This is a genomic window from Stenotrophomonas sp. YJH_SMC_119, assembly GCF_059368315.1.
Map to the genome: position 1 here is coordinate 869,046 of NZ_JCAFRP010000001.1, position 25,945 is coordinate 894,990.

General features: G+C 66.9%; 23 protein-coding genes. 5 read left to right on the plus strand and 18 right to left on the minus strand.

From position 1 onward, the window contains the following. Nucleotides 1-50: 50 nt before the first annotated feature. Together AC5P6S_RS03935 and AC5P6S_RS03940 are read right to left on the minus strand one after the other, a co-directional pair. Complete coding sequence (locus AC5P6S_RS03935) at nt 51-443, minus strand: VanZ family protein (protein ID WP_109337684.1); 393 nt, start codon at nt 441-443, stop codon at nt 51-53. Continuing rightward, nucleotides 440-1,624, minus strand: coding sequence for a class I SAM-dependent methyltransferase (locus AC5P6S_RS03940; protein WP_005411051.1), 1,185 nt, complete (start codon nt 1,622-1,624; stop codon nt 440-442). The genes AC5P6S_RS03935 and AC5P6S_RS03940 overlap by 4 nt, the downstream gene beginning before the upstream one ends. A gap of 59 nt (nt 1,625-1,683) precedes the next feature. Between AC5P6S_RS03940 and AC5P6S_RS03945 the strand changes: the two genes are divergently transcribed. Then, nucleotides 1,684-2,421, plus strand: coding sequence for a pteridine reductase (locus tag AC5P6S_RS03945; RefSeq protein ID WP_005411052.1), 738 nt, complete (start codon nt 1,684-1,686; stop codon nt 2,419-2,421). Between the two features lie 31 nt (nt 2,422-2,452). On the opposite strand, the gene folK is transcribed toward AC5P6S_RS03945, so the two are convergent. Next, complete coding sequence (gene folK, locus AC5P6S_RS03950; protein WP_012481279.1) at nt 2,453-2,938, minus strand: 2-amino-4-hydroxy-6-hydroxymethyldihydropteridine diphosphokinase; 486 nt, start codon at nt 2,936-2,938, stop codon at nt 2,453-2,455. 91 nt (nt 2,939-3,029) lie between these two features. Here folK and AC5P6S_RS03955 point away from each other — a divergent pair, with 91 nt between their 5' ends. Both AC5P6S_RS03955 and AC5P6S_RS03960 read left to right on the plus strand, forming a co-directional pair. Next, on the plus strand, nt 3,030-3,773 hold the full coding sequence (locus tag AC5P6S_RS03955) for a proteasome-type protease (protein ID WP_005414496.1): 744 nt from the start codon (nt 3,030-3,032) through the stop codon (nt 3,771-3,773). A gap of 777 nt (nt 3,774-4,550) precedes the next feature. Then, nucleotides 4,551-4,688 carry a hypothetical protein gene (locus AC5P6S_RS03960; RefSeq protein WP_168759586.1) on the plus strand — a complete coding sequence of 46 codons (138 nt, stop codon included), beginning with the start codon at nt 4,551-4,553 and terminating at the stop codon, nt 4,686-4,688. A 257-nt stretch (nt 4,689-4,945) separates the two neighbouring features. Here the strand turns inward: AC5P6S_RS03960 and AC5P6S_RS03965 are convergent, their stop codons facing one another. The 4 genes from AC5P6S_RS03965 to AC5P6S_RS03980 all read right to left on the minus strand — a co-directional run bounded on the left by AC5P6S_RS03965 (nt 4,946) and on the right by AC5P6S_RS03980 (nt 9,334). Further along, entirely contained in the window at nt 4,946-6,457 is a 1,512-nt protein-coding gene (locus tag AC5P6S_RS03965; RefSeq protein WP_005414498.1) for an ATP-binding protein, read from the minus strand. Nucleotides 6,458-6,461: 4 nt separating this feature from the next. After that, entirely contained in the window at nt 6,462-6,902 is a 441-nt protein-coding gene (locus tag AC5P6S_RS03970) for a response regulator (protein WP_005411057.1), read from the minus strand. Next, nucleotides 6,899-8,716, minus strand: coding sequence for a sensor histidine kinase (locus AC5P6S_RS03975; protein WP_005414500.1), 1,818 nt, complete (start codon nt 8,714-8,716; stop codon nt 6,899-6,901). Before AC5P6S_RS03975 ends, AC5P6S_RS03970 begins: the two co-directional genes overlap by 4 nt. Before the next feature lie 234 nt (nt 8,717-8,950). Further along, complete coding sequence (locus tag AC5P6S_RS03980) at nt 8,951-9,334, minus strand: BON domain-containing protein (protein WP_005411059.1); 384 nt, start codon at nt 9,332-9,334, stop codon at nt 8,951-8,953. Nucleotides 9,335-9,505: 171 nt separating this feature from the next. On the opposite strand from AC5P6S_RS03980, the gene AC5P6S_RS03985 reads away from it, so the two are divergent. After that, a complete protein-coding gene (locus AC5P6S_RS03985) occupies nt 9,506-10,549 on the plus strand; it encodes an oxidoreductase (RefSeq protein ID WP_100438130.1) in 1,044 nt (347 codons plus the stop codon). Nucleotides 10,550-10,838: 289 nt separating this feature from the next. Here AC5P6S_RS03985 and gnd read toward each other — a convergent pair whose 3' ends face one another. The 7 genes from gnd to AC5P6S_RS04020 all read right to left on the minus strand — a co-directional run bounded on the left by gnd (nt 10,839) and on the right by AC5P6S_RS04020 (nt 18,281). Then, nucleotides 10,839-11,744, minus strand: coding sequence for a phosphogluconate dehydrogenase (NAD(+)-dependent, decarboxylating) (gnd, locus tag AC5P6S_RS03990; protein ID WP_005411061.1), 906 nt, complete (start codon nt 11,742-11,744; stop codon nt 10,839-10,841). Nucleotides 11,745-11,754: 10 nt separating this feature from the next. Next, nucleotides 11,755-12,990: a hypothetical protein gene (locus tag AC5P6S_RS03995; protein WP_060381026.1), complete on the minus strand. Its 1,236-nt coding sequence runs from the start codon at nt 12,988-12,990 to the stop codon at nt 11,755-11,757. A 17-nt stretch (nt 12,991-13,007) separates the two neighbouring features. Continuing rightward, nucleotides 13,008-13,598 (minus strand): DUF2242 domain-containing protein, encoded by a 591-nt coding sequence (locus AC5P6S_RS04000; RefSeq protein WP_024957044.1) that lies wholly within the window; start codon nt 13,596-13,598, stop codon nt 13,008-13,010. A gap of 244 nt (nt 13,599-13,842) precedes the next feature. Beyond that, complete coding sequence (locus AC5P6S_RS04005) at nt 13,843-16,020, minus strand: carboxy terminal-processing peptidase (protein ID WP_005411064.1); 2,178 nt, start codon at nt 16,018-16,020, stop codon at nt 13,843-13,845. Nucleotides 16,021-16,276: 256 nt separating this feature from the next. Beyond that, nucleotides 16,277-17,287, minus strand: coding sequence for a lipoyl synthase (lipA, locus tag AC5P6S_RS04010; RefSeq protein WP_005411065.1), 1,011 nt, complete (start codon nt 17,285-17,287; stop codon nt 16,277-16,279). Between the two features lie 17 nt (nt 17,288-17,304). Next, the gene (lipB, locus tag AC5P6S_RS04015) at nt 17,305-18,015 is read right to left on the minus strand and encodes a lipoyl(octanoyl) transferase LipB (protein WP_005411066.1); all 711 of its coding nucleotides are present in this window, start codon (nt 18,013-18,015) and stop codon (nt 17,305-17,307) included. After that, a complete protein-coding gene (locus AC5P6S_RS04020; RefSeq protein ID WP_005411067.1) occupies nt 18,003-18,281 on the minus strand; it encodes a YbeD family protein in 279 nt (92 codons plus the stop codon). Before AC5P6S_RS04020 ends, lipB begins: the two co-directional genes overlap by 13 nt. 351 nt (nt 18,282-18,632) lie before the next feature. Here AC5P6S_RS04020 and AC5P6S_RS04025 point away from each other — a divergent pair, with 351 nt between their 5' ends. Beyond that, nucleotides 18,633-19,691: a lipid A deacylase LpxR family protein gene (locus AC5P6S_RS04025; protein WP_080354109.1), complete on the plus strand. Its 1,059-nt coding sequence runs from the start codon at nt 18,633-18,635 to the stop codon at nt 19,689-19,691. A gap of 321 nt (nt 19,692-20,012) precedes the next feature. On the opposite strand, the gene AC5P6S_RS04030 is transcribed toward AC5P6S_RS04025, so the two are convergent. From AC5P6S_RS04030 to rodA, 4 genes are all read right to left on the minus strand, one after another. Beyond that, on the minus strand, nt 20,013-21,230 hold the full coding sequence (locus AC5P6S_RS04030) for a D-alanyl-D-alanine carboxypeptidase family protein (RefSeq protein WP_495204479.1): 1,218 nt from the start codon (nt 21,228-21,230) through the stop codon (nt 20,013-20,015). Nucleotides 21,231-21,330: 100 nt separating this feature from the next. Next, entirely contained in the window at nt 21,331-22,599 is a 1,269-nt protein-coding gene (locus tag AC5P6S_RS04035; RefSeq protein ID WP_024957046.1) for a septal ring lytic transglycosylase RlpA family protein, read from the minus strand. Next, nucleotides 22,596-23,741, minus strand: a complete 1,146-nt coding sequence (gene mltB / locus AC5P6S_RS04040; RefSeq protein WP_099527899.1) for a lytic murein transglycosylase B — start codon at nt 23,739-23,741, stop codon at nt 22,596-22,598. Before mltB ends, AC5P6S_RS04035 begins: the two co-directional genes overlap by 4 nt. 991 nt (nt 23,742-24,732) lie before the next feature. Next, on the minus strand, nt 24,733-25,827 hold the full coding sequence (gene rodA, locus AC5P6S_RS04045) for a rod shape-determining protein RodA (protein ID WP_043035515.1): 1,095 nt from the start codon (nt 25,825-25,827) through the stop codon (nt 24,733-24,735). Nucleotides 25,828-25,945 lie beyond the last annotated feature (118 nt).

Consider the following 25,945-nt stretch of genomic DNA (forward strand, 5'->3'; position numbering starts at 1 on the left):
CACGCATGGCGTGGATCTACGGGTAGGTGCCAACCTGGGTTGGCACGCCTTTACCCGCGCCAGCGCAGCAGCAGGTCGCGCAGCGGGGTCAGCGCGGTGGTCATGCCGGCGAGCACACCGATCGTGTTGGCGATGGCATCCATCGGGTCGGCCATGCGGTTGCTGGTCAGCGCACCCTGGGCAAATTCGATGCCGATGCCCATCAGCACCAGGCCCACGCCCACCCACAGCAGCGGGCGGCCCCGACGGAACAGCTGCACCGCGCTGCCGGCCAGGATGAAATAGGCGAGGAAGTGCTCGCCCTTGTCGCTGTTTTCCGGCAACGGAATCGGCGGCGGTGGAATCAGGCAGACCACGATCACCAGCAGTACTGCCGCCGCCCACAGCCCGGCCCACAACCGCGGCCGCCGCAGCGGCTTGATCGCCGGCAACACCTCGCTCACAGGCGCCAGCTCAGGTCACCCAGCTCGAAGGCCGGTTCGAAGTCGACGCCACGCTGCAGGCCGATGGCCTGGAAGCGCTCGCCCATCTCGGTCGGCAGGGTCAGCTTCTTCACCTGGTCGCGCAGCTGGATGCGGCCGACCTCATCGGTGCGTTCCTCGGCCAGCAGCAGCACCTGGTCCAGGCCGTTGCCGAGCAGGAAGCTGGCCTGGCTGCAGTAGCCGGCCAGCTCGAATCCGCCGTGCATGCCGGCCTCGGCCATCGCGGTGAAATCCACCGACGCGGTGATGTCCTGCAACCCCGGCCAGCGGTGCACGTCGTTGTGCACATGGTGGCGGTAGAACGCACGCACGGTGCCATCGTCGCGGTCGTGCTGGTAGAACTCGCCGCGGCTGTAGCCGTAGTCGACAAACAGCATCGCACCACGCTGCATGCCACCGGCCACCGCCTGCAGCCAGTACGGCAGCTGCGGCAGCACTTCGGAACGGTAGCCCTCGGCGAAAGGCTTTTCCAGGTAGCGCTCGATATGGCGCACCGCACCGTTGAGCAGGATGTCGGCCGGCTGCGCGCCACGGATGAAGTTGCCCTCGGCGTCCAGCTCGACGGTTTCCTCGTAGACCTCGCCATCCCGGATCAGGAAGCGCGGGGTCGGCAGCGCGTCGATCACCTCGTTGGCGAACACCACCCCTTCCCAGTCCTCCTCGAACGGGCGGTCGACCCAGTCCACGCGCGCGGCCAGCTCGGCCGGCAGGTTCTGCTGCAGGCGCTGCTGCTGGCGCTCGCGCAGGTCGGCACTGGGTTCCAGGATGGCGTAGCGCGACGGCAGCGCATCCAGCTCGGCCAGGCGCAGCAGCACCGCCTCGGCAAAGGCGCCGGTACCGCCGCCCAGTTCCAGCATCCGCGCCTGCGCCCCCAGCTGTGCAAATACCGGCGCCAGCGCATTGGCCACGCTGCCGGCGAACAGGCTGCCGAGCTCGGGCGCGGTGGTGAAGTCGCCACTGCCACCGAACTTGCTGGCGCCGGCGCTGTAATAGCCCCAGCCGGGGGTATACAGGCAGAGCTCCATGAAGCGCGAGAACGGCATCGCCCCGCCCTGCGCAAGGATCTCGGCGCGCAGGGCGGCCGCCAGCTGGTCGCTATGGGCCAGGGCATCGGCTTCGGGCAGGGGGAAGGTGGGCTGCATGGCGTCTTCGAATGCGGTGACAATGGTGCACAGGATAGCCGAGCCTTGGAGGACCCTCGATGAGCGATACCCACCCCGTGGTCCTGATCACCGGCAGCGCGCGCCGGATCGGTGCGGCCATCGCCCGCCAGTTCCACGCCTGTGGCTGGTCGGTGGTGCTGCACGCCAATACCTCCAGCGCCGAGCTGCAGCAGGCCGCGTTCGATTTCGACAATGTGCGCCCGGGCAGCGTGCTGGCCCTGCAGGCCGACCTGCGTGACGCCGACGCCCTGGCCGACCTGGTGGAACAGGCCGTCACCCACTTCGGCCGACTGGACGCGCTGGTCAACAACGCCTCCAACTTCTTCCCCACCCCGCTCGGCCAGGTCACCGCCGAGGCGATGGACGAGCTGTACGCGGTCAACGCGCGCGCGCCACTGCTGCTGTCACAGGCGGCGGCGCCCTACCTGCGCCGCCAGCAGGGCTGCATCGTCAACCTGACCGACCTGCACGGCACCGACCCGATGCGCGACCACATCGCCTACACCATGGCCAAGGCTGCGCTGGAGATGGCCACCCGCGCGCTGGCATTGGAGCTGGCGCCGAAGGTGCGTGTGAATGCGGTGGCCCCGGGTGCGATCCTGTGGCCGGAGCAGGGCAAGGACGATTTCGCCCGCGAGGCGTTGCTGGCGCGCACGCCGCTGGCACGGATCGGCACGGTCGAGGAGATCGCCGAAGCGGTCTACTGGCTGGTGGCCGAAGCCAGCTTCGTCACCGGCCACACCCTGCGCGTGGATGGTGGGCGCACGGTCAGTTGAGGTAGTGCCGGCCGCTGGCCGGCAACCGCCGTCATTCCAGGTCCACCACCTCGAACGCTTCGCCAAACTGCGCGTGCGCCCGCCACAGCGTGGCCAGGTCCTGCCCGCTGACCGGGTCGATGAAGCCCGGCGCGATGTCCGCCAGCGGCTTCAGCACGAAGGCATGCTTCAGTTCCGGGCGCGGAATGCGCAGGTGGCCGGGGCCTTCCACCACCAGGTCGCCGTAGAACACCACGTCGATGTCCAGGGTCCGGTCGGAGAAGCGCGGCCCACTGCGATCGCGGCCATGCGCGTCTTCCAGCGCATGCAGCCAGTCGTCCAGTTCCTGCAGCGGCAGATCGGTCTCGATCGCCACCGCATTGTTGAGGAAGGCCGGGCCATCGAAGCCGACCGCGGCAGTACGGTAGGCGGGTGACACCTGCAGTGCGCCAAAGCGCTCGCGCAGGGCCGTCACCGCGGCGTGGAGGTAGCGGCGGGGCTGGACGTTGCTGCCCAGGCTCAGGAGCACGGTGGTCATGCGGTTCAGGTGACGGCACTTGGGGGGCGTGGACATGCCGTCGTCACGGCGGCCTGCCTACAATCCGGGACGCACATGATAGGGCACCGACATGACCTATTGCGTTGGAATCGAGGTGGACGAAGGCCTGGTCTTCGCTGCCGACACCCGGACCAATGCCTCGCTGGACGATGTGCGCGTGCACCGCAAGCTGCACGTGTTCGAGTACCCCGGCCAGGCAGCCTACGTGCTGATGGCGGCTGGCAACCTGGCCACCACCCAGCTGCTGGTGTCACGCCTGGGGCGCGACGCCGGTGAACGGCGCACGCCCAACCTGCGCGACATGACCCATCTGTTCGAAGCTGCCGAGTACGTCGGCCAGCTGCTGGTGGACAGCCAGGTGCACAGCAGCCACAGCGAGCACGGCCATGACGGGGTCAACACCCAGGCGACGCTGATTTTCGGTGGCCAGATCGCTGGCGAGCGGCCCGGGCTGTACATGATCTATCCGCTCGGCAACGCCATCGCCGCTTCGCCGGAGACGCCCTATCTTCAGATCGGTGAGTCCAAGTACGGCAAGCCCATCCTGGACCGCATCCTCAGCCCGGCCACACGCCTGGAGGACGCGGCGCGCACGGCAATCGTGTCGCTGGATTCGACCATTCGCTCCAATCTGTCGGTAGGCCTGCCGATCGACCTGGCGCTGCTGCGTGACGGTGAACTGCGCATCGGACAGCAGCTGCGGCTCGGCGCGGATTCAACGTTGTATGCGGACATCCACCAGAACTGGTCACGGCGCCTGGAACAGGCGGTGGACGCCCTGCCGCGGTTCCCCTGGGAGACCCTGGACCGGTAGTGCCGGCCGCTGGCCGGCAACCGCATTGATTCCACCACACTGGGATGCCGGCCAGCGGCCGGCACTACCGGGGCATCAGCCCAGCGCCTCGGCCCCCGCGCGGAAGACCTGCTGCATCTGCAGCGGCTGGAACAGGCGGTGGACGCCCTGCCATGCTTCCCCTTGGGAAACCGTGGACCGGTAGTGCCGGCCGCTGGCCGGAAACCGCATTGATCCCGCCACACGGGGATGCCGGCCAGCGGCCGGCACTACCGGGGCATCAGCCCAGCGCTTCGGCCACCGCGCGGAAGACCTGCTGCATCTGCAGCGGCTGGAACAGGCGGTGGACGCCCTTCCACGCTTCCCCTGGGAGACCCTGGACCGGTAGTGCCGGCCGCTGGCCGGCAACCGCATTGATCCCGCCCCACAGGGATGCCGGCCAGCGGCCGGCACTACCGGGGCATCAGCCCTGCGCTTCGGCTACGGCGCGGAAGACCAGCTGCATCTGCTGCGGCTGGAACAGGCGGTGGACGCCCTGCCACGCTTCCCCTGGGAAACTGCCGAACGGTAGTGCCGGCCGCTGGCCGGCAACCGCGTTGATTCCACCACACAGGCATACCGGCCAGCGGCCGGCACTACCGGGGCATCAACCCAGTGCTTCGGCCACGGCGCGGAAGACCTGCTGCATCTGCAGCGGCTGGAACAGGCGGTGGACGCCCTGCCACGCTTCCCCTGGGAAACTGCCGAACGGTAGTGCCGGCCGCTGGCCGGCAACCGCGTTGATTCCACCACACTGGGATGCCGGCCAGCGGCCGGCACTACCTGGCATCAGCCCTGCGCTTCGGCTACGGCGCGGAAGACCAGCTGCATCTGCTGCGGCTGGAACAGGCGGTGGACGCCCTGCCACGCTTCCCCTGGGAGACCCTGGACCGGTAGTGCCGGCCGCTGGCCGGCAACCGCATTGATCCCGCCCCACAGGGATGCCGGCCAGCGGCCGGCACTACCGGGGCATCAGCCCTACGCTTCGGCTACGGCGCGGAAGACCTGCTGCATCTGCAGCGGCTGGAACAGGCGGTGGACGCCCTGCCGCGGTTCCCCTGGGAAACTGCCGAACGGTAGTGCCGGCCGCTGGCCGGCAACCGCATTGATTCCACCACACTGGGATGCCGGCCAGCGGCCGGCACTACCTGGCATCAGCCCAGCGCTTCGGCCACGGCGCGGAAGACCTGCTGCATCTGCAGCGGCTTGTGCAGCACATGCACCTCTACGCCGTCCGGGAAGGCATCGGCCGCGACCGGCACTGCCGGGTCTTCCAGTACCAGTGCCGGGCCGCGATAGCCCAACGTCGCCATCTCACCCAGCAGCTGGCTGGCCGGCAGCAGCTTGGAGCCGGCATCGGCAATCACCAGCGCGGGCATCGCCTCCTGCTGCATCCAGCGCAGCGCTGCCGGGCCATCGGAAGCCAACTGCAGCTGGTAGCCCTGGCTGGACAGCGCATTGCCCAGCAGCGATAGGCGCGTGGCTTCGCCATCGACCACCAGGATCGATTGGCCGCTGCCCAAGGCCACCAGCTGTTCGATCGGCTCGCTGCCATCGATGGCCTCGTGCATCGGCAGGCGCAGTTCGAAGCAGGTGCCCTGCCCCGGCTGGCTGCTGACGTGAATGCTGCCGCCGGCACCTTCGACGATACGCTTGCAGGAAATCAGCCCCAGGCCAGTGCCGTCGGCCTTGGTGGTGAAGAACGGATTGAACAGGTGCGACAGCGTGTCCGCATCCATGCCGATGCCTTCGTCGGCGACCCGTATGTGCATCCAGTCCACGCCATCGCGATGGCCGGCATGGCTGGCAGTCAGGCTCAGGCGACCACCGTTGGGCATCGCCTGTATCGCGTTGAGCGCCAGGTTCAGCATCACCTGCTGCAGTTCGGTGTAGTTGGCGTCGACCACCAGGCCTTCGTCCTGCACCTGCAATTCCAGGCGCACCGCATCAGGCACGTTGCTGCGCAACAGCAGTGCCACCGCATCGAACAGGCCATCGATCTCGATGCGCTCGCTCGGCTTGCGCGAACCGCGCACGAACGACAGCATCGATTCGGCCATCTCATGGCCACGGCGGCCGCACTCGGCGATGACATCGGCCAGGTGGTGCAGCTGCGGATCGTCGGTACGCGCCTTGAGCAGGTCCGGCATGATCAGCAACGGCTGCAGGATGTTGCGCAGGTCGTGGCTGAGCCCGGCTGCGAGCAGCGACAGGCTTTCCAGGCGCTGTGCGCGCATCAGCTCGGTTTCCACCCGTGCGCGCTCGATCGCGCTGCGTGCATCGCGGATCGCACGTGCCACCGCCGACGGCAGGCGCGCCGGCTGGTGCTTGATGATGTAGTCATTGGCGCCCTTCTGCAGCGCCGCCACCGCATTCTCCTCACCCATGGTGCCGGAGACGAAGATGAAGGGTATTTCCGGCGAGGTCTCGCGCACGATGCGCAGCGCATCATCACCGGAAAACCCCGGCATGCTCAGGTCGGACAGCACGATGTCCGGCTGGAACGCGGCCAGTGCCTGGCGCAGTTCGGCCTCGCTCTCGACACGCTCGAAGCGGGCCTCCAGGCCCGCATCGAGCATCTGTTCGGACATCAGCTCGGCATCTTCCGGTGAGTCCTCCACCAGCAGGATGCGCAGCGCCCCCAGGGCGGGACCGGTCAAGGGCATGGGCTCACTCGAGTTCCGGTGCCTGGTTGATCAACGCCCAGAACTTGCCCAGCGTCTGTACGGCGCCGAAGAACTGGTCCACGTCCACTGGCTTGACCACATAGGCATTCACGCCCATGTCCCAGCTCCGGGCCAGATCGCTTTCCTCGCGCGAGGACGACAGGATCACCACCGGCAGGCGCTTGAGCTCTTCGTGTTCGCGGATCTGCCGCAGCACTTCCAGGCCATCCATGCGCGGCATCTTGATGTCCAGCAGCAGCACCGCCGGCAGGCCTTCCTCGCGGTTGGCGAAGGCACCACGGCGCAACAGGTAGTCCATCACTTCCACGCCATCCTCGACGTGCACGATGGGGTTGGCCAGACGCGCCTCTTCCAAGGCGTCGATCGCCATTTCGGCGTCGGCCGGGCTGTCTTCGGCGAGAAGAATGGTGCGCAAAGTGGTCATGCAGAAGGCCCTTGTTTGTCCGCATCGATCGCGGGAGGCAGGTAGAAGTGGAAGGTGGCGCCGACGTCCGGTTCAGCCTCGGCCCAGATACGGCCGCCATGACGGGTGAGCACGCGGCGCACGCTGGCCAGGCCGATGCCGGTACCCGGGTAGTCGCTGGCCTTGTGCAGGCGCTGGAACACGCCGAACAGTTTGCCGGCATAAGCCATGTCAAAGCCTGCACCATTGTCGCTGACCGTGAACTGATGACCGCCGTCAGGCTGCGGCTGGTAGTCCACGCGAATCTTCGCCGGTTCGCGGTTGCCCGAGTACTTCACCGCGTTGCCGAGCAGGTTCAGCCAGACCTGGCGGATCATGTTCTCATCGCCGACCACGATCGGCAGCGGCGCGATGCTCCACTCCACCTGATGCACATGGCCACTGTTCTCCGCCTCGGCCTGCAGGTTGGAATCGAGCATGGCGCGGGTATCGGCCACCAGCGACTGCATGTCCACCGCCTGCTGGCGCATCGCCGCGCGGCCCAGGCGCGAGTAGACCAGCAGGTCATCGATCAGCGCCGCCATGCGCCGGGCCGAACTGGAGATCACGTCCAGGTAATGACGGCTCTTGTCATCGGCAGCGTCGCCCAGGTGGCGCGACAGCTTGTCGGAGAATCCAGCGACGTGGCGCAGCGGTGCGCGCAGGTCGTGCGAGACCGAGTAGCTGAAGGCTTCCAGTTCCCTGTTGACCTCGGACACCTGCGCGACCTTGCCTTCCAGCTGGCGGTTGAGCTCTTCAACGCGCAGCTGGACTGCGCGTTGCATGGTGACATCGCTGACCGTCAGCAGCACCACTTCATCATCGGTATCGGGCAGCGGCATGCGCCGTGCGTTCAGCAGCATGTAGCGCGCCATGCCGTCGGCGGTGCGCTGTTCGTGCTCGAAATCCCACAGCTCGCGGCCGCGCAGCAGCACGTCGGACAGGCGTTGGCGCACGACGGCGTCCTTCCAGGCACCGTCGCCGACGCCTTCCAGCAGCAGGCCATCGGCGCGTTCGTCCTGCAGCCCGTACAGCTCGGCGAAGGCGGGGTTATGCAACTGCACGCGCAGGTCGCGGTCGAGCAGCACGATGGGTTCGCGCACGGTCTGCAACACCGATGCCGCGCGTGCCGCCGAGCGCAGCGATTGGCGTTCGGCGTGCAGGCGCCGCCCGATCTGCCGCTGCAGGAGCCAAAGCACCAGGCCGAGCAGTCCCAGCTGGATCACCAGCGAACTCCAAGACACCAGCTCGGTCTGCTTGCGCTGGCGCGCCGCCTGCTCGGCCCGCAGTGTCAACAGTTGCTGTTCGCTGGCCTGGAGTTCTTCCACCAGGCCACGGATCGGATAGCGCGTGCTCAGGTCCTTCACCAGCTCGCGTTGATCGCTGTTGGGTTCAGATCTGGCCAGCTCGCGGGCAAGCGCCATCCGTCCTTCCAGCATCGATTCGATACGGCCGATGCGGATCAGCTGGTCGGGGTTGTCGCGGGTCATCCGCCCCAGTTCGGCCAAGCGACCGGGAATGTCGTTGGCTGCGGCCATGCGCTCACGCAGCCCGGGTGCGTCCACGCCCTTGGACAGCGTCAATGCGGCCGATTCGACGTCGCGCACATCAGCCTGGAGCTGCTGCAGGGCCACGCCCACCGCCTGGGTATGGTTGACCCAGGCCATTGCCTGCTCGTTGTCCTGCTGCAGTTTGCGCAGGGTCAACCACGGCACCACGATGATCGCTGCGGCCGCCAGCGCCAGGGCCGGCAACCGCCAGCGGTCCCAGATGTCGTCACTGAAAACCAGCGCCATAGTTCCTCTTCAGCACGGCCGCAGGGCGTCGGCCGGACCCTGTCCGGCTGCGGCGGAACCGGCAATATAGCGCAGGCGGTCACAACGCAGGGGTTTCCCCCCTGGTTGGCTGAACAGGTTCGCAGTCCTCAGACCTGTAGAGCCGGGCCATGCTCGGCTGCCTTGGAGTTCCAGCCGAACATGGCCGCGGCCCTACAGCTCAACGGGCGCCCCGCGAGGGGGCGCCCATCAGGTTCAGCGCTTGGCGGCAGCGCTGACCTTCAATGCGGCTGCATCAACGCGGGTCACGCCCTTGATGCCCTTGGCGGTGGTGACGGCCTTGTCCTTCTCGGCCTGGCTCGCTACGGCACCGCTCAGGCTGACCACGCCGTTCACGGTTTCCACCTTGATTTCGGTACCCGGAACGTTGCTGCTGGCGAGCAGGTCGGCCTTCACCTTGGTGGTGATCCAGGTATCGGTCACCGGCTCGTTGGAATCGTGGCGATCAGCATGGGTCGCCGGGTGCGCGCTGGTCGGCGGGCTCTTCGCGGCCGGATCCTTGGCGAATGCGGCCGAGGAGGACAGCGCCAGGCCCAGCGTCAGGGCGGAGGCAATCAGCGTGCGGGTCGTATTGCTCATCGTGTCGTACTCCTTCGGAATGTGCTGCCAGTCTGGACAACCCGGCGTAGAGCAGGCGTGGGGTTGCGGTCATGCCGCTGTGAATCGGGCTATCTGCAACGACAACCGTTCAGCTTTGGCCCGTGAGCCCGCGTCGTTTACCCTGCCCTTCCCCACTGCCGGAGCTCTGTCATGCGCCCCGACCTGCAACTGGCCCTGATCGGCTACGGCCTCGCCGGCCGTGTCTTCCACGCACCGCTGATCCAGCACACACCCGGCCTGGTGCTGCACAGCATCGTCAGTTCGCAGCGAGACACGTTGCTGCGCGCGTTCAGTGACGTGCACGTGCGTGCCACGCCGCAGGAGGTGTTCGACGACCCGGCGGTGGATGCCGTAGTGATCGCCACGCCCAATGAACAGCACGCGCCGCTGGCGATCGCAGCGCTGGCCGCCGGCAAGCACGTGCTGGTCGACAAGCCGTTCGCGCTGGATGTCGCTGAAGCCGAAGCCGTTCTGGCTGCGGCACGCGATGCCGGACGCATCGCCACCGTCTTCCAGAACCGGCGCTTCGATGCCGACTTCCTCACGCTGCAGGCGCTGCTTGCGGACGGGACACTGGGCGACATCGCCGAGTGCCATGTGCATTTCGATCGCTATCGCCCGCAGGTGCGTGACCGCTGGCGCGAGCAGGACGGTCCCGGCAGTGGCCTGTGGTACGACCTGGGCCCGCACCTGCTGGACCAGATGCTGGTGCTGTTCGGCTGGCCCGAAGCGATCGATGCTGATCTGGCCGTGCAGCGCGATGGCGGCAGCGCCATCGATTACTTCCACGCCGTGCTGCACTACCCGCGGCATCGCGCGATCGTGCATTCCGGTTCCCTGGTGGCAGCTCCCACGCCGCATTTCAGCGTGCATGGCAGCAAGGCCAGTTGGATCAAGCACGGCCTGGATGTACAGGAAGCGCAGCTGCGCCGCGGTGTGGCGCCCGGTGCGCCCGGCTGGGGCATCGACCCGCGGCATGGCGAGCTGGTGCGCTGTGATGCCGAGGACAACGTGCAGCGCAGCACCGTCGACAATCTGCCCGGTGACTACCGTCGGTTGTATGCGCAGTTCGCCGCGGCCATGCATGGCGACGGCGAAGCCACGGTCGATCCGGTGCAGGCGCTGCAGCTGATGCGGCTGCTGCAGGCAGGCATGGACAGTGCGCGCGAAGGGCGGCGGATCGCGTTGGGGTGATCGGCAGGGCTGCGCCCTGCACCCGTGGTAGTGCCGGCCGCTGGCCGGCAACCTCAACAGCAACGGCAAAAACCGGCAATCCGTGAGATGGCAGGATGGGTCCGGTTGCGGGAGCCGGACCCACCCCGCCTTCGACAGAGTCCCGCGCCCGACGGTAGGTGTCGACCTTGGTCGACACATCGACGTGGAAGCCATCGGAGACGGCTTTTGCAGAGTCGAGCCATGCTCGACTGCCTGCATGGGGTCAGAGCCCTTTCCTGCGGAAAGGGATCCGACCCCGGCTTCGTGCTTACGATTTCTTGATCGCGTGGCCGCCGAACTCGTTGCGCATCGCCGACAGCAGGCGGTCGGTGAACGAATTGGATTCGCGCGAGCGCAGGCGTTCCAGAAGCGACAAGGTGATCACCGGTGCCGGCACATCGAGCGCGATCGCTTCGGCCACGGTCCAGCGGCCTTCACCGGAATCCTCCACGTACGGGGCAATGCCATCAAGCGAAGGATTGCGCTTGAGGGCTTCGGTGCTCAGGTCCAGCAGCCACGAACGCACCACGCTGCCGTGGCGCCAGACTTCGGCCACCTGGGCCAGGTCCAGTTCCATTTCCTGCTTGCGCTCCATCAGCGCGAAGCCCTCCGCGTAGGCCTGCATCATTCCGTACTCGATGCCGTTGTGGACCATCTTGGTGAAGTGGCCAGCGCCGGACGGGCCGACACGACCCCAGCCACGGTCTTCGGCCGGTGCCAGCGTGCGCAGCAGCGGTGCGATCTGCTCCACCACCGCCGCTTCACCACCGACCATCAGGCTGTAGCCTTCCTGCAGGCCCCACACGCCACCGCTGGTGCCGCAGTCGACGTAGCCCAGGTCGTCTTCGGCCAGCGCCTTGGCGCGACGGATCGAGTCCTGGTAGTTGGAGTTGCCGCCGTCGATGACGATGTCACCCTCGGCCAGGTGCGGAGTCAGCTGACCCAGGGTCTGGTCGACGGTTTCGCCGGCCGGCACCATCAGCCACACCACGCGCGGCACCGGCAGCGCGGCCACCGCGGCGGCCAGCGAATCGACCACCTCCAGGCCGGCCTCGGCGGCGCGCTGGCGGGCACCTTCGCCCGGGTCGTAGCCGACGACGCGGTGGCCGCCGCGATGCAGGCGCTGGGCCATGTTGGCGCCCATGCGGCCGAGGCCGATCATTGCAATATCCATTGTTTCACCTTCAGTTGGGGTCTAGGGTCAGGCTGCCTGGCCTGCCGGTAGCCGCGCAGTGGCGCAGCTGCGCCTCGCGCCAACGCCGGTAGAGCGTGGTATGCAGATTGTGCACCGCCAGGTCGATCGAAAAGGGGGTTCGCGGGTTGCGGTCAAGCAGGCGGGCGATGTGGTAGCCGATGGGACGTATACCGCGCGGATGCACATAGATCACGAACTGCTGGTAGAACGGATCGTCCAGCAGGCGGTCCATGCGTGCCAGCGTGGCGTGGTAGCGCGGTTCCAGCCGTGCACGAAGGTCCGGGTCGCGCTCGAACAACAGGCGTTCGAAGTAGCGCCGGCCGATACGCGGGATGTCCTGCGCCAGCGCCCACAGCTCGGCATTGCGCTGGTCGTACCAGGCAAGGCCGCCGTGCGCGGCCAACGCCTGCGCGGCCTCCTCGCCCACCGACACCACCACGAAGTTTTCGGCCTGGTTGCTCAGGTCGTCCAGCATGCCCTTGTCGTACACATGTTCGATGAAACCAGGCACACCGACGAAGGCCTGGCGGCCCATCGCCGAGGTGCGCACCGCCTTGCCATCGGCGAAGTAGTCACCGGCGTGTGCGCCAAGCAGGATGCTGTCGGTATCGTGCAGCGCGAGGAACGTACCGATCGACAGTTCTTCTGCGGAGAATCCAGCGTCGAAGGCCGCATCGCCATACAGCTCGCGCTGTGTGGCCAGTTGTGCGACCTGGCGACCGACTCCACATTCGGCGCGTACATTGCCGCTGTAGAACGCCTGCAGCGCCTGGCTGTTGCCCTTGATGGGCACGAAACCACGGCCGAAGCTTCGCGTGCGCTGCCAGCCTTGCGCGTGTGCTCCGTGCAGGCCGAAGCCGATCCAACCGAGCTGCAGGCCAGAGAAGCGGAATCCTGCATTGCCCTGCAGTGCAGCAGCGGCACGTTGCGTGGCTGCACCCAGCTGGAAGGCGTAGGCGCAAACCGTAGCCGGATCGTCCAGCACCTGCTGCAGCAACGCCTTGCGCGCTGCAGCGGGCATGTCCGCCGGCCATTGCACGCGCAGATCGCCTGCCGCCTGAGCGTCCGGCAGCGACGCGCGCGTGCACACAGGGCCACCATGCACCTGCGGTGTACCGATCGCGCGTGTTTCGAAGTGCCACCCCAGGCGCTGCAGCAGGCCTTGGGTACAGTCCAGCGGCGTGGCTGCCGCGCCCAGCGCCGGCAGCAGCAGGGCCACGCCCATCCATCTGCCGCGCACGTTCAATCCTGGTCCGTGCTCGCCGGTGCGGGCTCCGGGGTTGTGACCACGGGCGGAACGGGCTTGCCTGCCTCCGCCGGAAGGTACTGTTGCAGGCGCTGGAAGAAGCGACGATAGAACTCAGCATCGGTAACCGTGCTGCTGGCCACTTTCACCAGCGAGTCGTCATTGCTGCCGAACGGCAGCGATACAGATCCGAGCGCACCGACGCCAACACTGGCCGAGGTCGGACTCTTCTTCAACGCATAGCGATCCTGCACGGCACTGACGAATACCAGTGTCTGGCTCCCGCGCGGTGCACAGGAAATACGCAGCACCAGCTGCTCGTGATCGTCCTCGCGCGGCTGGAAGTTCTTGTTGCCTTCCACCTGCGCCGCGTCGGAACGGGCGATGGCATAGCCCTGGCTGAGCAGGGTGCGCCGTGCGGCCTCGCAGGCGTCACCGGGACGGCCATCAACGGTGCGCGAGAAGGTGTCGCCGGAATCAAAGGATTCGCGAAGCAACGTACTGTCAGCAGCGCGGCCACCACAGGCCGACAGGATCAGGGCGCTGGCGAGCGCCACGGCAACACTGGAAAGACGGGAGGCCCGCATGGGTACTCCTGCGAGGACGGTACCGCCAAGGGTAGTCCTGCGGCCGTGTGCGGCAGGTCGAAAGTACGCCCGCCAGCCCCCGCCGTTGCTGCCGGTTCATGCACGGAAAAGGGGACGGAGGGGATTAAGTCGTTTGTGGCACTTCGCCCCGCCACGCATGGCACGGCGCTACCGTGAACGAGGTCCCCCAAACGGAGAAGGGCCGGCAATGCCGGCCCCTCGGGTATCACATGCCGTCGCCGGCTCAGTCCGCCCAGCGGCCGGCACCGGTGGACTGCGGCAGCACCTGCGCCGACAGCGGGCGGTCGTTGGCCAGCAGGTTCACCGCGTCGGCCAGGATCGAGGCTGACTCGCGCAGCAGCGGGTCCGGGCGCTTTTCGGCAGCCTTCTCGCGCGCGGCATCCTTGACGATGTCGCGCTCGTTGCCGGTCAGGCCGTCATCGCTGCTGTCATCGGCCAGCGGGTCCAGGGCCAGGCCCAGCTCCTTGCGCTGCACCTGGCGCTCCTTGCGCTGGGTATCCTGGCGCTCGCGCTCAGCGCGACGGGTCGCCTCGTTGAGCGAGATGTACTTCTTCGCCGCTTCGGTGCGGAACTGCTGCACGTCCTCGTTCCACCACTGGAACTCCTTGTCGGTGGCGATGCGCGCGTCGTGACGGGTTTCCAGCTTCGGCAGCAACGGCGCGAAGTTGCCGTACTGGGTGTGCGGCACGGCGGCGATGCGGGTCCACGGCAGTGCGTTGTCGTAGGTGCTCTCGCCGAACTCGGTGGCATCGACGCTGGCCGGGAAGGCCAGGTCCGGCACCACGCCCTTGTGCTGGGTGCTGCTGCCGCTGATGCGGAAGAACTGGGCAATGGTCAGCTTGACCTGGCCGAAGCGCTGGGTCTCGCCGCTCGGCCAGCGGTCAAGGTCGACGATGTTCTGTACGGTGCCCTTGCCGAAGCTGGTTTCACCGATCACCAGGCCGCGACCGTAGTCCTGGATGGCGCCAGCGAAGATCTCCGAGGCCGAGGCCGAACCACGGTTGATCAGCACCGCCAGCGGGCCATCCCACGCCACGCCCTGGTTGCGGTCGCTGTTGACGGTGACGCGGCCACCGGATTCGCGCACCTGCACAACCGGCCCCTGTTCGATGAACAGGCCGGTCAGTTCGATCGCTTCATCCAGCGAACCACCGCCGTTGTTGCGCAGGTCCAGCACCACGCCGTCCAGCTTGTCGTTCTTGAAGCCGGCCAGCAGCTTGGCCACGTCGCGGGTGGCCGAGGCGTAGTCGGCGGCATTGCGGCGACGGCCTTCGAAGTCCTGGTAGAAGGTCGGCAGCTTGATCACACCGATCCTGCGTGCCGGCTCGCCGTTGGCAGCCGGGATGGTCATGGTCTCCCCCTTGGCGGCCTGTTCGGCCAGGCGCACCTTCTGGCGGGTCAGCACCAGGGTGTGGTGCTTGCCATCGGCGCCTTCGGCAGCCGGGATGAATTCCAGCTTGACCTGGGTGTCCTTGGCGCCGCGGATCTTGGCCACGACATCGTCGATGCGCCAGCCGATCACGTCCTCGACCAGGCCGGACTTGCCCTGGCCAACGCCGACGATGCGGTCACCCGGCTTCAGCGTGCCATCCACCGCGGCCGGGCCACCGGCAATGATCTCGCGGATGACCACCACATCGTCCTGGCGCTGCAGCTGCGCACCGATGCCTTCCAGCGACAGCGACATCGCCTGGTTGAAGTTCTCGGCGGTGCGTGGGGTGAAGTAATCCGTGTGCGGGTCAACGGCACTGGTGTACGAATTCATGAAGAACTGGAAGACGTCTTCGCCCTTCAGTTCATTGACCGACTTCTCCAGCGTCGCGTAGCGCTTGTCCAGCGTCTTGCGGATGTCATCCGGCTTCTTGCCGGCCAGCTTCAGGCGCAGCCAATCGTTCTTCACCGACTTGCGCCACAGCTCATCGAGCTCGGCACTGCTGGCCGCCCACGGCACCTTCTTGCGGTCGTACTCGAAGCGCTCGTCGGTGGTGAAGTCCGGCTCCTGCTTGAGCAGCTTGCGCGCGTACGCCACGCGCTCGCCGACGCGCTGCTTGTAGACAGCGAACACCTGGAACGCCGGCTCCAGCTCGCCGCCCCGGATGGCCGAGGCGATGTTGGCCTCGAACGGTGCGAAGCGCGCCACGTCGGCCTGGGTGAAGTACTGCTTGCCACCGTCAAGCGTTTCGAGATAGCGCTTGAACACGTCCTTGGAGGTGGCCTCGTCCAGCGCGCGCGGGCGGTAGGCGTAGCGGCTGTCGGACAGCAGGCCGTACACCAGTTTGGAGGTGGTCACCTGGTCGGCGGTGGCCGCCGCGGGCAATGCGGGCGAGTCGGCCTTGGCCGCCAACGCCAGTGGCGCGACCAGCGCCAGGGCCATCAGGAATGCGGGGGCTTTGAATTTCATTGACGTGCTCGAAGGCGCCTTGCCAAGGGGAAGACTGCGGGGTGTTAAGACACCACGACAGTGCCGAAAGTTGCCGGGTTTGTCACCCGGCCGCGCTCGGTGGAAAACCAGCCTAGCCGGGCCGGTGTAGCAAATTGTGAATGCAGGCGAAGGCGTGCGGACCAACGGTCCGCACCCACCAGGAGGGTGGTGACACCTATTGGCAGCGCCAGGCCATGGCTGGCGAAGGCGTGCGGACCAACGGTCCGCTCCCACCTCAGGAGACGCCGGCGCCCTTGGCCTGCACGTCGGCGTGGTACGACGAGCGCACCATCGGGCCGGAGGCAACATGGCTGAAGCCCAGCTCGTAGCCGTAGTCCTCCAGCGCCTTGTAGTCTTCCGGGGTCCAGTACTTCAGCACCGGGTGGTGGTGTGCGGTCGGCTGCAGGTACTGGCCGATGGTGATCATGTCCACGTCGTGCGCGCGCAGGTCGCGCAGGGTGGCCTTGATCTGTTCGAAGTCCTCGCCCAGGCCCAGCATGATGCCGCTCTTGGTCGGCACGTCCGGATGCTGCGCCTTGAAGTTCTTCAGCAGGTTCAGCGACCACTGGTAGTCCGCACCCGGGCGCACATTGCGGTACAGGTCCGGCACGGTCTCGATGTTGTGGTTGAACACATCCGGCGGGTTCTGCGCCAGGATCTCCAACGCGCGCTCCATGCGGCCCTTGCCACGGAAGTCCGGGGTCAGCACTTCGATGCGGGTGCCCGGCGACTTCTCGCGAATGGCGGTGATGCAGTCGACGAAGTGCTGGGCACCACCGTCGCGCAGGTCATCGCGGTCGACGCTGGTCACCACCACGTACTTCAGGCCCATGTCGGCCACGGTCTGGCCGAGGCTGGCCGGTTCGTTGGCATCCGGCGGCTTCGGGCGGCCGTGGGCCACGTCGCAGAACGAGCAGCGGCGGGTGCAGACCTCGCCCAGGATCATGAAGGTGGCGGTGCCGTGGCCGAAGCACTCGTGGATGTTCGGGCAGCTGGCTTCCTCGCACACGGTCACCAGGCGGTTTTCGCGCAGCTTGGCCTTCAGGTTCTGCACGGCATTGCCCGAAGGAATGCGCACGCGGATCCAGGACGGCTTGCGCAGCACCGGCGCGTCGGCGAACTGCACCGGCGAGCGGTTGATCTTGTCACCGCCCAGCTGCTTGACCCCGGCCTGCAACGGCGCGGCGGACGGGGAGTCGCCCTGCACGATCTGCAGGGGAATGGAACGGGCGGTGGTTTCAGTCATGGCAGTTCCGGGGGCGGTCAGGCGGCCGCAGAAAGATCGGGCAGTTCGGGGGTGTGCTGCAGCAGCAGGCCGAACTGGCGGGCCAGGTGGTCCAGCAGCACCGGCTTGACGGCCTCCATCCCGGAGGGACCGCCCAAGTCTACCACCGAGGTCACCTGCAACCCCTGATAGCCACAGGGATTGATGCGGTGGAAGGGTTCCAGGTCCATGGCCACATTGAAGGCCAGCCCGTGGAAGGTGCAGCCGCGACGCACGCGGATGCCGAGGGCAGCGATCTTGGCGCCGCCGACATAGACGCCCGGGGCGCCCTCGCGGCGTTCGGCACCGATGTTCCACTCGCCCAGCGTATCGATGATGGCCTGCTCGATGCGGCACACGTAATCGCGCACACCGATGCCCAGGCGCGGCAGGCGCAGCAGCGGGTAGACCACGATCTGGCCGGGGCCGTGATAGGTCACCTGGCCGCCACGGTCCACATGCAGCACCGGGATATCGCCCGGCGCCAGCACATGCTCATCCTTGCCGGCCTGGCCCAGGGTGAACACCGGGTCGTGTTCGACCACCCACAATTCGTCGGCATCGGTGTCGCTGCGCTGGTCGGTGAAGCGCTGCATGGCGCGCCACACCGGCTCGTACGCCTGGCGGCCAAGGTCACGCACCAGCGCCGGACGCGGCGCGCGGTCCTCGGGGGCGGCTTCAGCCGGGCAGCTGTCGGCTACAGCGTCCACTTCACTTCCGGGTGGTCGCGCAGCGCCTGGTGCGCCAGGTCGTACTGTTCGCGGCTCTCAGCCTTGAACACGATGCGGACGGACACGTACTTGCCGTTGGAGGAATGCTTCCAGCTGATGCGTTCATTGACGACATCGATGCCGGCAGCCAGCAGCAGGCGGGGGAGCTCATGTTCCAGGCCGCGGTTGGCCGGGCCCATGGCGCTGAGCTCGAACTGGCCGGGGAACTGGAAGCCGTGGTCGGGGTTGTCGGACTTGATTTCCATGGACCCATTATCGGGCCGCAGGGCAACAAACCCAAGAGTATTCATCAACGTCAAAGACGGCACCGGCGGCCTGCTGCGTTGCAGGGCACCCAGAGGCGCGGGGCGAAAGCCCAACGGCAGCTGACTGCAATCTGCTGTCACGCACTGGCCCAGGCATCGTATGGCGGCCAGTGGTCACCTTCACGCCAGACCCGCGGCGCTTGCGCGGGTAACAAATTGTGTCCGCTGGACAATGTTGTTTTCGGAACAGACAAGTGATTCGAACGTGCTCGTTCCGCCGCGCGGGCGCGAGTACCGTAGCGTTGCATATAACGACTGAAAACCGTCCCCTTCCCCATGAGCATTCCATCCATGCGTAGTGTCGCAGCCCTCGGGCTGGCCGGCCTGCTGGCCTCTGCCCTCCCCCTTGCCGCCCAGGCGGCCGAACAATGTGGCCCGGACGCGATGCGCGACCACCCGCCGCAGATCAACTTCCGCGTCGACAACGACCTGTTTGGTGGCCGCCACCAGGACCAGGGCTACACCAACGGTGCACTGTTGACCCTGGTCTCGCCCAATCTGGTCGACTACACCGACGACCCCTGCCTGCCGCGCATGGCGCGCTGGGTGAACCAGTACCTGGAAGGGCTGCATCCGGGCAGGTTCGAACAGCAGAACATGATCTTCAGCATCGGCCAGGGCATCTTCACCCCGACCGATTTCAGCCGCAGGGACCTGATCGAGGACGACCGTCCTTATGCCGGCGTACTGATCGCAAACTTCGGTTTCAATGCGCGCAGCGGCGACCGCCTGCAGACCACCCAGCTGACGCTGGGCGTGGTCGGCCCGTGGGCACAGGGCAAGCAGGTGCAGAATGCCGTGCACGAAGTGCTGGGCGACGAGAAATTCAAGGGCTGGGACAACCAGCTGCACAACGAGCCGCTGTTCATGCTCACCCATGAGCGCATGCGCCGCTGGCCCGGCGATGCCAGCGTCAATGCCGACGGCTGGGGTTGGGACGCGATCAGCCACTACGGCGGGTCGATCGGCAACCTGGAAACCAAGGCCAACCTCGGCGGTGAAGTGCGCTTCGGCTGGAAGCTGCCGGACGACTTCGGCAGCACGCCGTTGCGCCCGGCCGGTGAGAACACTGCGCCGACCCGCAGCGGCCGTCCCAATGGCTGGTCCTGGCACCTGTTCGCGACCTCGGACGCGGCCTGGGTGATCCGCGACATCACGCTGGATGGCAACACGTTCCGCAACAGTCACAGCGTGGACAAGCGCCATGTGGTGGCCTACGGCGGCTACGGCGTGGCCGTGATGTACGGACGCTGGAAGTTCGCCGCGGCGCGCTACCACAGCACGCGCGAGTTCAACGGCCAGCGCGAAGCACCGGTGTTCGGCAGCTTCACCATCAGCCGCTCGCTGTAAGCGAGGGGCTGAGGGTAGTGCCGGCCGCTGGCCGGCTGTTGGCACATCCGGATGGGTTCATGGGGAGCCGGCCAGCGGCCGGCACTACCCACATCCGGATGGCTTCATGGGGAGCCGGCCGGCGGCCGGCACTACCCACATCCGGATGGGTCCATGAGGAGCCGGCCAGCGGCCGGCACTACCCACATCTGGATGGGTTCATGGGGAGCCGGCCAGCGGCCGGCACTACCCACATCCGGCGGGAATCATGCGGAGCCGGCATCCCGAAACGGAAAAGGCCGGCATTCGCCGGCCTTTTCCTTCACCACGCCAGGGCGTGGATCATTCCGATTCCCACCACATCCAGAAGCTGTCCCACAGGCGCTTGAAGAAGCCGGCCTGCTCGACGGCGGCCACGGCCACCAGCGGTGCCTCGGCGATGACCTTGCCATCCAGGGTGACCTTCACGGTACCGATCTGCTGGCCGGCGGTGAACGGTGCTTCCAGGGTCTTGGGCACGTCGATGCTCGGCTTCAGGTCGTTGTAGCGGCCGCGCGGCACGCTGACCAGCATCGGCTGGGCCACGCCCAGCTGCACCTTGTCGGTGGTGCCCTTCCAGACCTTGTGCTCGGCCACGGCCTTGCCCGGCTCGTAGAGGCGGTGGGTCTCGAAGAAGCGGAAGCCCCAGTTCAGCAGGGCCAGGCTGTCATCGGCACGCTGCTTCTCCGACGCACCGCCCAGCACCACCGCGATCAGGCGCTGGTCGCCACGCTGGGCCGAGCTCATCAGGCAGTAGCCCGCCTCGGAGGTGTGGCCGGTCTTGATGCCGTCCACGCTGCCATCGCGCCACAGCAGCAGGTTGCGGTTCGGCTGCTTGATGTTGCCGACCTGGAATTCCTTGATCTTGTTGTACGCGTAGGTTTCCGGGTAATCGCGGACCATCGCGCGGCCCAGCAGCGCCAGATCGTAGGCGGTGCTGTGGTGGCCCTGCGCGGTCAGGCCATGGGCGTTGACGAAGTGCGAGTCCTTCATGCCGATCTTGGCGGCGTAGCTGTTCATCAGCGAGGCAAAGGCCTCTTCGCTGCCAGCCACATGTTCGGCCAAGGCGATCGCGGCATCATTGCCGGACTGGATCGCCATGCCCTTTTCCATGTCTTCCAGGCGCGCGGTCTGGTTGACCGGGAATCCGCTGTAGCTGCCATCGGTGCCGGCGCCACCTTCGCGCCAGGCGCGCTCGCTCATCATCACCTGGTCATCCGCACGGACCTTGCCGTTCTTGACCTCGGCGGCGATCACGTAGGACGTCATCACCTTGGTGATGCTGGCCGGGGCCAGCTGCTCGTGGATGTTTTCACCAGCCAGCACCTGGCCGGTGGCGTAATCCATCAGCACCCAGGCCTTGGACACGCTTGGCGCCGGGGCCGGCGGAGTGGCGACGGTGGCCGGGGCGGCGGCGGCGGCGGGCGCCGGCGTGGCCGGAGTCGGCAGCGGCGTCTGGGCGGAAGCCAGGCCCACCACCAGGGTGGTGGCCAGGGCGGTGGCGGCGGAACGGAAATTCATTGGACAGCAGGCTCCAGGGGACGGCCGGGAATGGAGGGTGGAACGTAACGGCCATTGTAAGGCCGGGGGAGCATGGGCCGGCAGCACCGGCCCGGGCGGATCAGTCCTTGACGATCTGCGGCGAACCCAGGCCCAGACCGGCGATGCGACCGACAAGTTCCGCCGCACTGGCATGGTCGCTTGCCGGAACACGCAGGCGGAACAGGGTGCGGCCACCGGCGGCGATGTCGCTGATGGTCGCGCCGACGATGCCGGCGGCACTGAGCTGGCCCATCGCGCGGTTGGCGTTGTCGCGGTTGGAGAAGCTGGCGACCTGCACCATCACCGCGCCGACCATCTGCTGCGACAGGCTCGGCGCCGCCGCGGCGGCACGCACCGGTGCCGGTGCCACCGCGCGCGGGGCCGTGCTGGCGACAACGGCCGGAGCCGGCGCGGAGTTGCGCACCACCGGCGCGCTTGGCGGCAGGCTGCTGACCGCCACATCCGGCGCGGTGCTGGCCACGCCCCGGGTGGTGGCCGGCTGGCCGCGCGCCGGGGCGCCATCGGTCGGCAAGCGGTTGACCAGGCGATCGATATCACTGTCGGTGGAAGCACGTGGCGCCGGCATCGGGCGCGCGCTGGCCACTGCAGTGGCGGCAGCCGCTTCAGCCGCGCGACGCTCGCGACGCGACGGCTTCTGCGCCATCAGGTTGCTCTCGCCCGGTTGCAGCGCGCGCACCTCGACATTGCCGGTACCGCGTTGGGTGATGCCCAGGCGCACGGCGGCGGCATAGCTGAGATCGACCACGCGGCCGTCATGGAACGGACCACGATCGTTGACACGCACGATCACCGACTCGCCGTTGTCCAGGTTGGTCACGCGGGCGAAGCTGGGCAGCGGCAGCGTCTTGTGCGCGGCAGTGAACTGGTACATGTCGTAGACCTCGCGGTTGGAGGTCAGGCGGCCGTGGAACTTGGCCCCGTAGTACGACGCGGTGCCGCGCTCGACGTAGTCATGGGTGTCGTCGAGCACTTTGTACGACTTGCCCAGCACCACGTACGGCGACTTGTTGCCGATGGCCGAACGTTCCTCGGCGGTCACTTCCGGCTCGGGGATGCAGGCCACGTTGGGAATGTAGTCGGGCGTGCTGTCACGCACGCCTGGTTTGTACAGGCCACCAGCGGTGTAATTGCCGCGGGTGCTGAGGTCTTCCTTGGCCGCTGCATACGGCGAACCTTCCGGGCAGTGCGCCGGTCGCGAACCACGGCCCTGCACCAGCGTGCCGCTGGACTTGCCACCATGGCCGGCCGTGGCCGGCTTCTTCGGCGCGCTGCTGCAGGCCGCCAGCGCGAAGACGATCAAGCTCGGGACCAGCCATCTGATGTTCATGCCGGGGGCAACTCCTGTCCGGCGATGGCCTGGGACAGCTGGAACACGGCCATCGCGTACATCTTCGAGAGGTTGTAGCGGGTGATCGCGTAGTAGTTCTGGAAGCCCAGCCAGTACTGCTTGCCGGTGCTGCCTTCCAGGGTGATCGGGGTGGCGGTGGCGCCCGGCTGCACCGGCGTGCTCGGCTGGTAGCCGCGCTGTGCGAGGTCGGCCAGCGACCAGGTGGGCATCCATTCGGTCGGGTTGAACTCCTCGCGACCCGGGGCCAGCGTGGCCGGTACCGCAACCTGGCCACCACGCACCCAGCCCCCCTTCTTCACGAAGTAGTTGGCGATGGAGGAGAACACGTCGTCGTAGCTGTTGAACAGGTCGCGACGACCATCACCGTTGCCGTCCACCGCGTAATCGAGGTAACTGGACGGCATGAACTGGCCCATGCCCATCGCACCGGCATAACTGCCCTTGAGCGTGGTGATGTCCAGTTTTTCTTCGCGGCCCAGCTCGAACAGCTTGGCCAGCTCATCGCGGAAGAACAGCTCGCGGCGCACTTCGCGTTCGAGCTTGGCCGGGGCGCCGCTGCGTGGGTAGTAGAACGCCAGCGTGTACAGCGCATCGAGCACGCGATGGCTGCCTGCATTCTTTCCGTAACTGGTTTCCACGCCGATGATCGCCACGATCACTTCGGCCGGCACGCCGGTGCGCTGCTGCACGCGATCCAGTTCGGCACGGTGTTCGGCCAGGAACGCGCGACCGCCATCAATGCGTGCCTTGCTGATGAACATCGGCCGGTATTCGTTCCACGGCTTGACCCGCTCGGCCGGGCGCGACATCGCGGCGATGATCGGCTGGCGCACCTGCGCCTGGTCGAGCACGCTGCTGATCTGCTCCGGCTTCAGGCCATAGCGCTTGGCGGTATCGGCAATGAAGCGGGCCCGCGCGACCTCGAACGGCACCGGGGTGAGATCGACCGGCGGCGCGGTAGCCGCAGTTGCTTCGGGTGCAGCCTCGGCCGGCCCATGGGCCTTGGTGGCGGGCTGGCGCGGCGTACTGCTGGCCTGGGGTGAAGACGGTGGGGACTTCGGCTGGGTCGCGCAGGCGACCAGGCCGAGGGTGAGCATGCAGGCCAGAGTGCGTCGAATCATCGTCGCAGGTTAGCAGGTCATGGATGAATTAAAACCCCTAACACCATGAATCACAACGATTTGCCCGTGTTCAGCGGGAAATGTGAAGACGTCGTGATCGCACTTCCCCATTCAGATAGAGGTTGCCGGTTGCGTCCCCATCCCCGCAGACGCAACCGGCGACCGGATCCGGTCGATACCTGCGCGGCTGCCGCTCCCCAGTGGCAGTGCCCCGCGCTCCTTGTATCCGTTGGATCAGTACTGCTTCCCGCCCGACGCCCCCTCGCGCTGCAACGATAGACGGCGCGCCGTGCCGAACGGGCCGCCATTGTGCAGGCCGATTACGACAAGTCCATTGATCAAGATCAACGCGGCGTAAAAGTGTGAACCAGCTAACGTTTTTTGCGGACTTTGGTCAGCGAGTGTGCTGTCCTGCATCGTTATGAGAACGCTTCCACAGCGAGCGTTGCGCAGAGTCAGGAAGTTTCCAGCCAACGGCGCAGCCCCTCGTGGGTGGTCGCGAAAAGCAGTTAACGGGTGAGGCCAGGTAGATGGGCTGCGCAGGGGCCGCTGCAAGTACGTCCATGTAAGCTCGGTCGCCGCATCCATGCGGCTCACGCCCCTGCGCAGCCCATCTACCCGGCCACGGACAGGTTCCGTGCGCGTCTACCCACGGAGAAGAAAGAGAAGATCAAAAGCAAAAGCGGCTTGGCGGGTCGCTTCATTGCCTTGTGTGGAGCCGAGCCATGCTCGGCTCACAAGCAAGCGCAGCGCCGCGACCCGCTTTTGATTTTCTCTTTCTTCTCCGTGGGTGGCAGACCGCCAAAATCTGTCAGAGGGCGGTCGGGTTGGGTACGCGGGGGTGTCAGCCGCATGGATGCGGCTGTCAAGCCTCCAGGGACGGATTCACGGCGTCCCCCGCGTACCCAACCCGACCGGCCCACCCGCGGCTTCTGCTTTCCGCGACCACCCAGACACCACCCACGAGGGGCTGCGCCGTTGGCTGGAAACCCTATCCCCCGTGCACGGGCCGGTGCCCGCGCACCGCCATCACCAGCCCGATACCCGCCAGCAGCGACACCGCCGAGGTACCGCCATAACTGATCAACGGCATCGGAATGCCCACCACCGGCAGCAGGCCGGAAATCATCCCGCCGTTCACCAGTACGTACACGAAGAACGCCAGGCCCAGGCTGCCGGCCAGCAACCGTGCGTGCGTGTCGCGGGCGTGCACCGCGATCCACAGGCAGCGGCCGACCACGAACAGGTACAGCGCAAACACGGTGGCCACGCCGATCCAGCCGAACTCTTCGGCCAGCACCGAGAACGCGAAGTCGGTGGTGTACTCAGGCAGGAAGTCCAGCGTGGCCTGGGTGCCCTGCCCCCAGCCGCGCCCGTCCCAGCCACCGGAGCCGATCGCGATGCGCGACTGCAGGATGTTCCAACCGGTGCCAAGCGGATCCGCCAACGGATCAAGGAAGGTCAGCACGCGATCCTTCTGGTACTGCCGCAGCAGGCCGAACCAGGCCAGCGGCGCGGCAACGGCAAGGCCCGTCGCGCCAGTGGCCACCCAGCCCCAGTGCAATCCAGCCAACAGCAGCGCGAACACGCCGCTGGCGGTAACCAGCGTGGCGGTGCCCAGGTTGGGCTGCATCAGGATCAGCACGGCGGGTACGCCGATCAGCACGGTGGTGGTCAGTACGGTGCGCGGCGACGGTGGCAGCGGTTGCCGATGCAGGTACCAGGCCATCATCAGCGGCAGGCTGAGCTTGAGCAGTTCGGACGGCTGCAGGTAGAACACGCCGAGATTGAGCCAGCGCTGCCCGTACTTGCCTGTACCGATCACATACACCGCCATCAGCGGCAGCAACGAAAGCGCATAGATTGCAGGCGTCCACGCGCGCAGCCGCAGCAGCGAAACGCGGGACAGCAGCCACATCGACGCCAGGCCACCGGCAAAACGCGCCGCCTGCCCAGCCACCGGACCGGACACGCTGTGCAGCACCGCCAGGCCCGCGCCCATCAGGATCAGCAGCGCGATCAGCAATGGCAGATCGATCGTGCGCGCCACCTCACGGCAACCGCCAAGCAGTCGTTTCCATTCCACGCGGGCACGGTAGCAATGCGTGCTTGCGTGAAGCTGTCAGGGTGCGCGTGCGCTTGTAGAGTCAAGCCGTGCTCGACTCTACAGAACAGCGCAAGCAATCGAGCAGATGGAAGCGCGA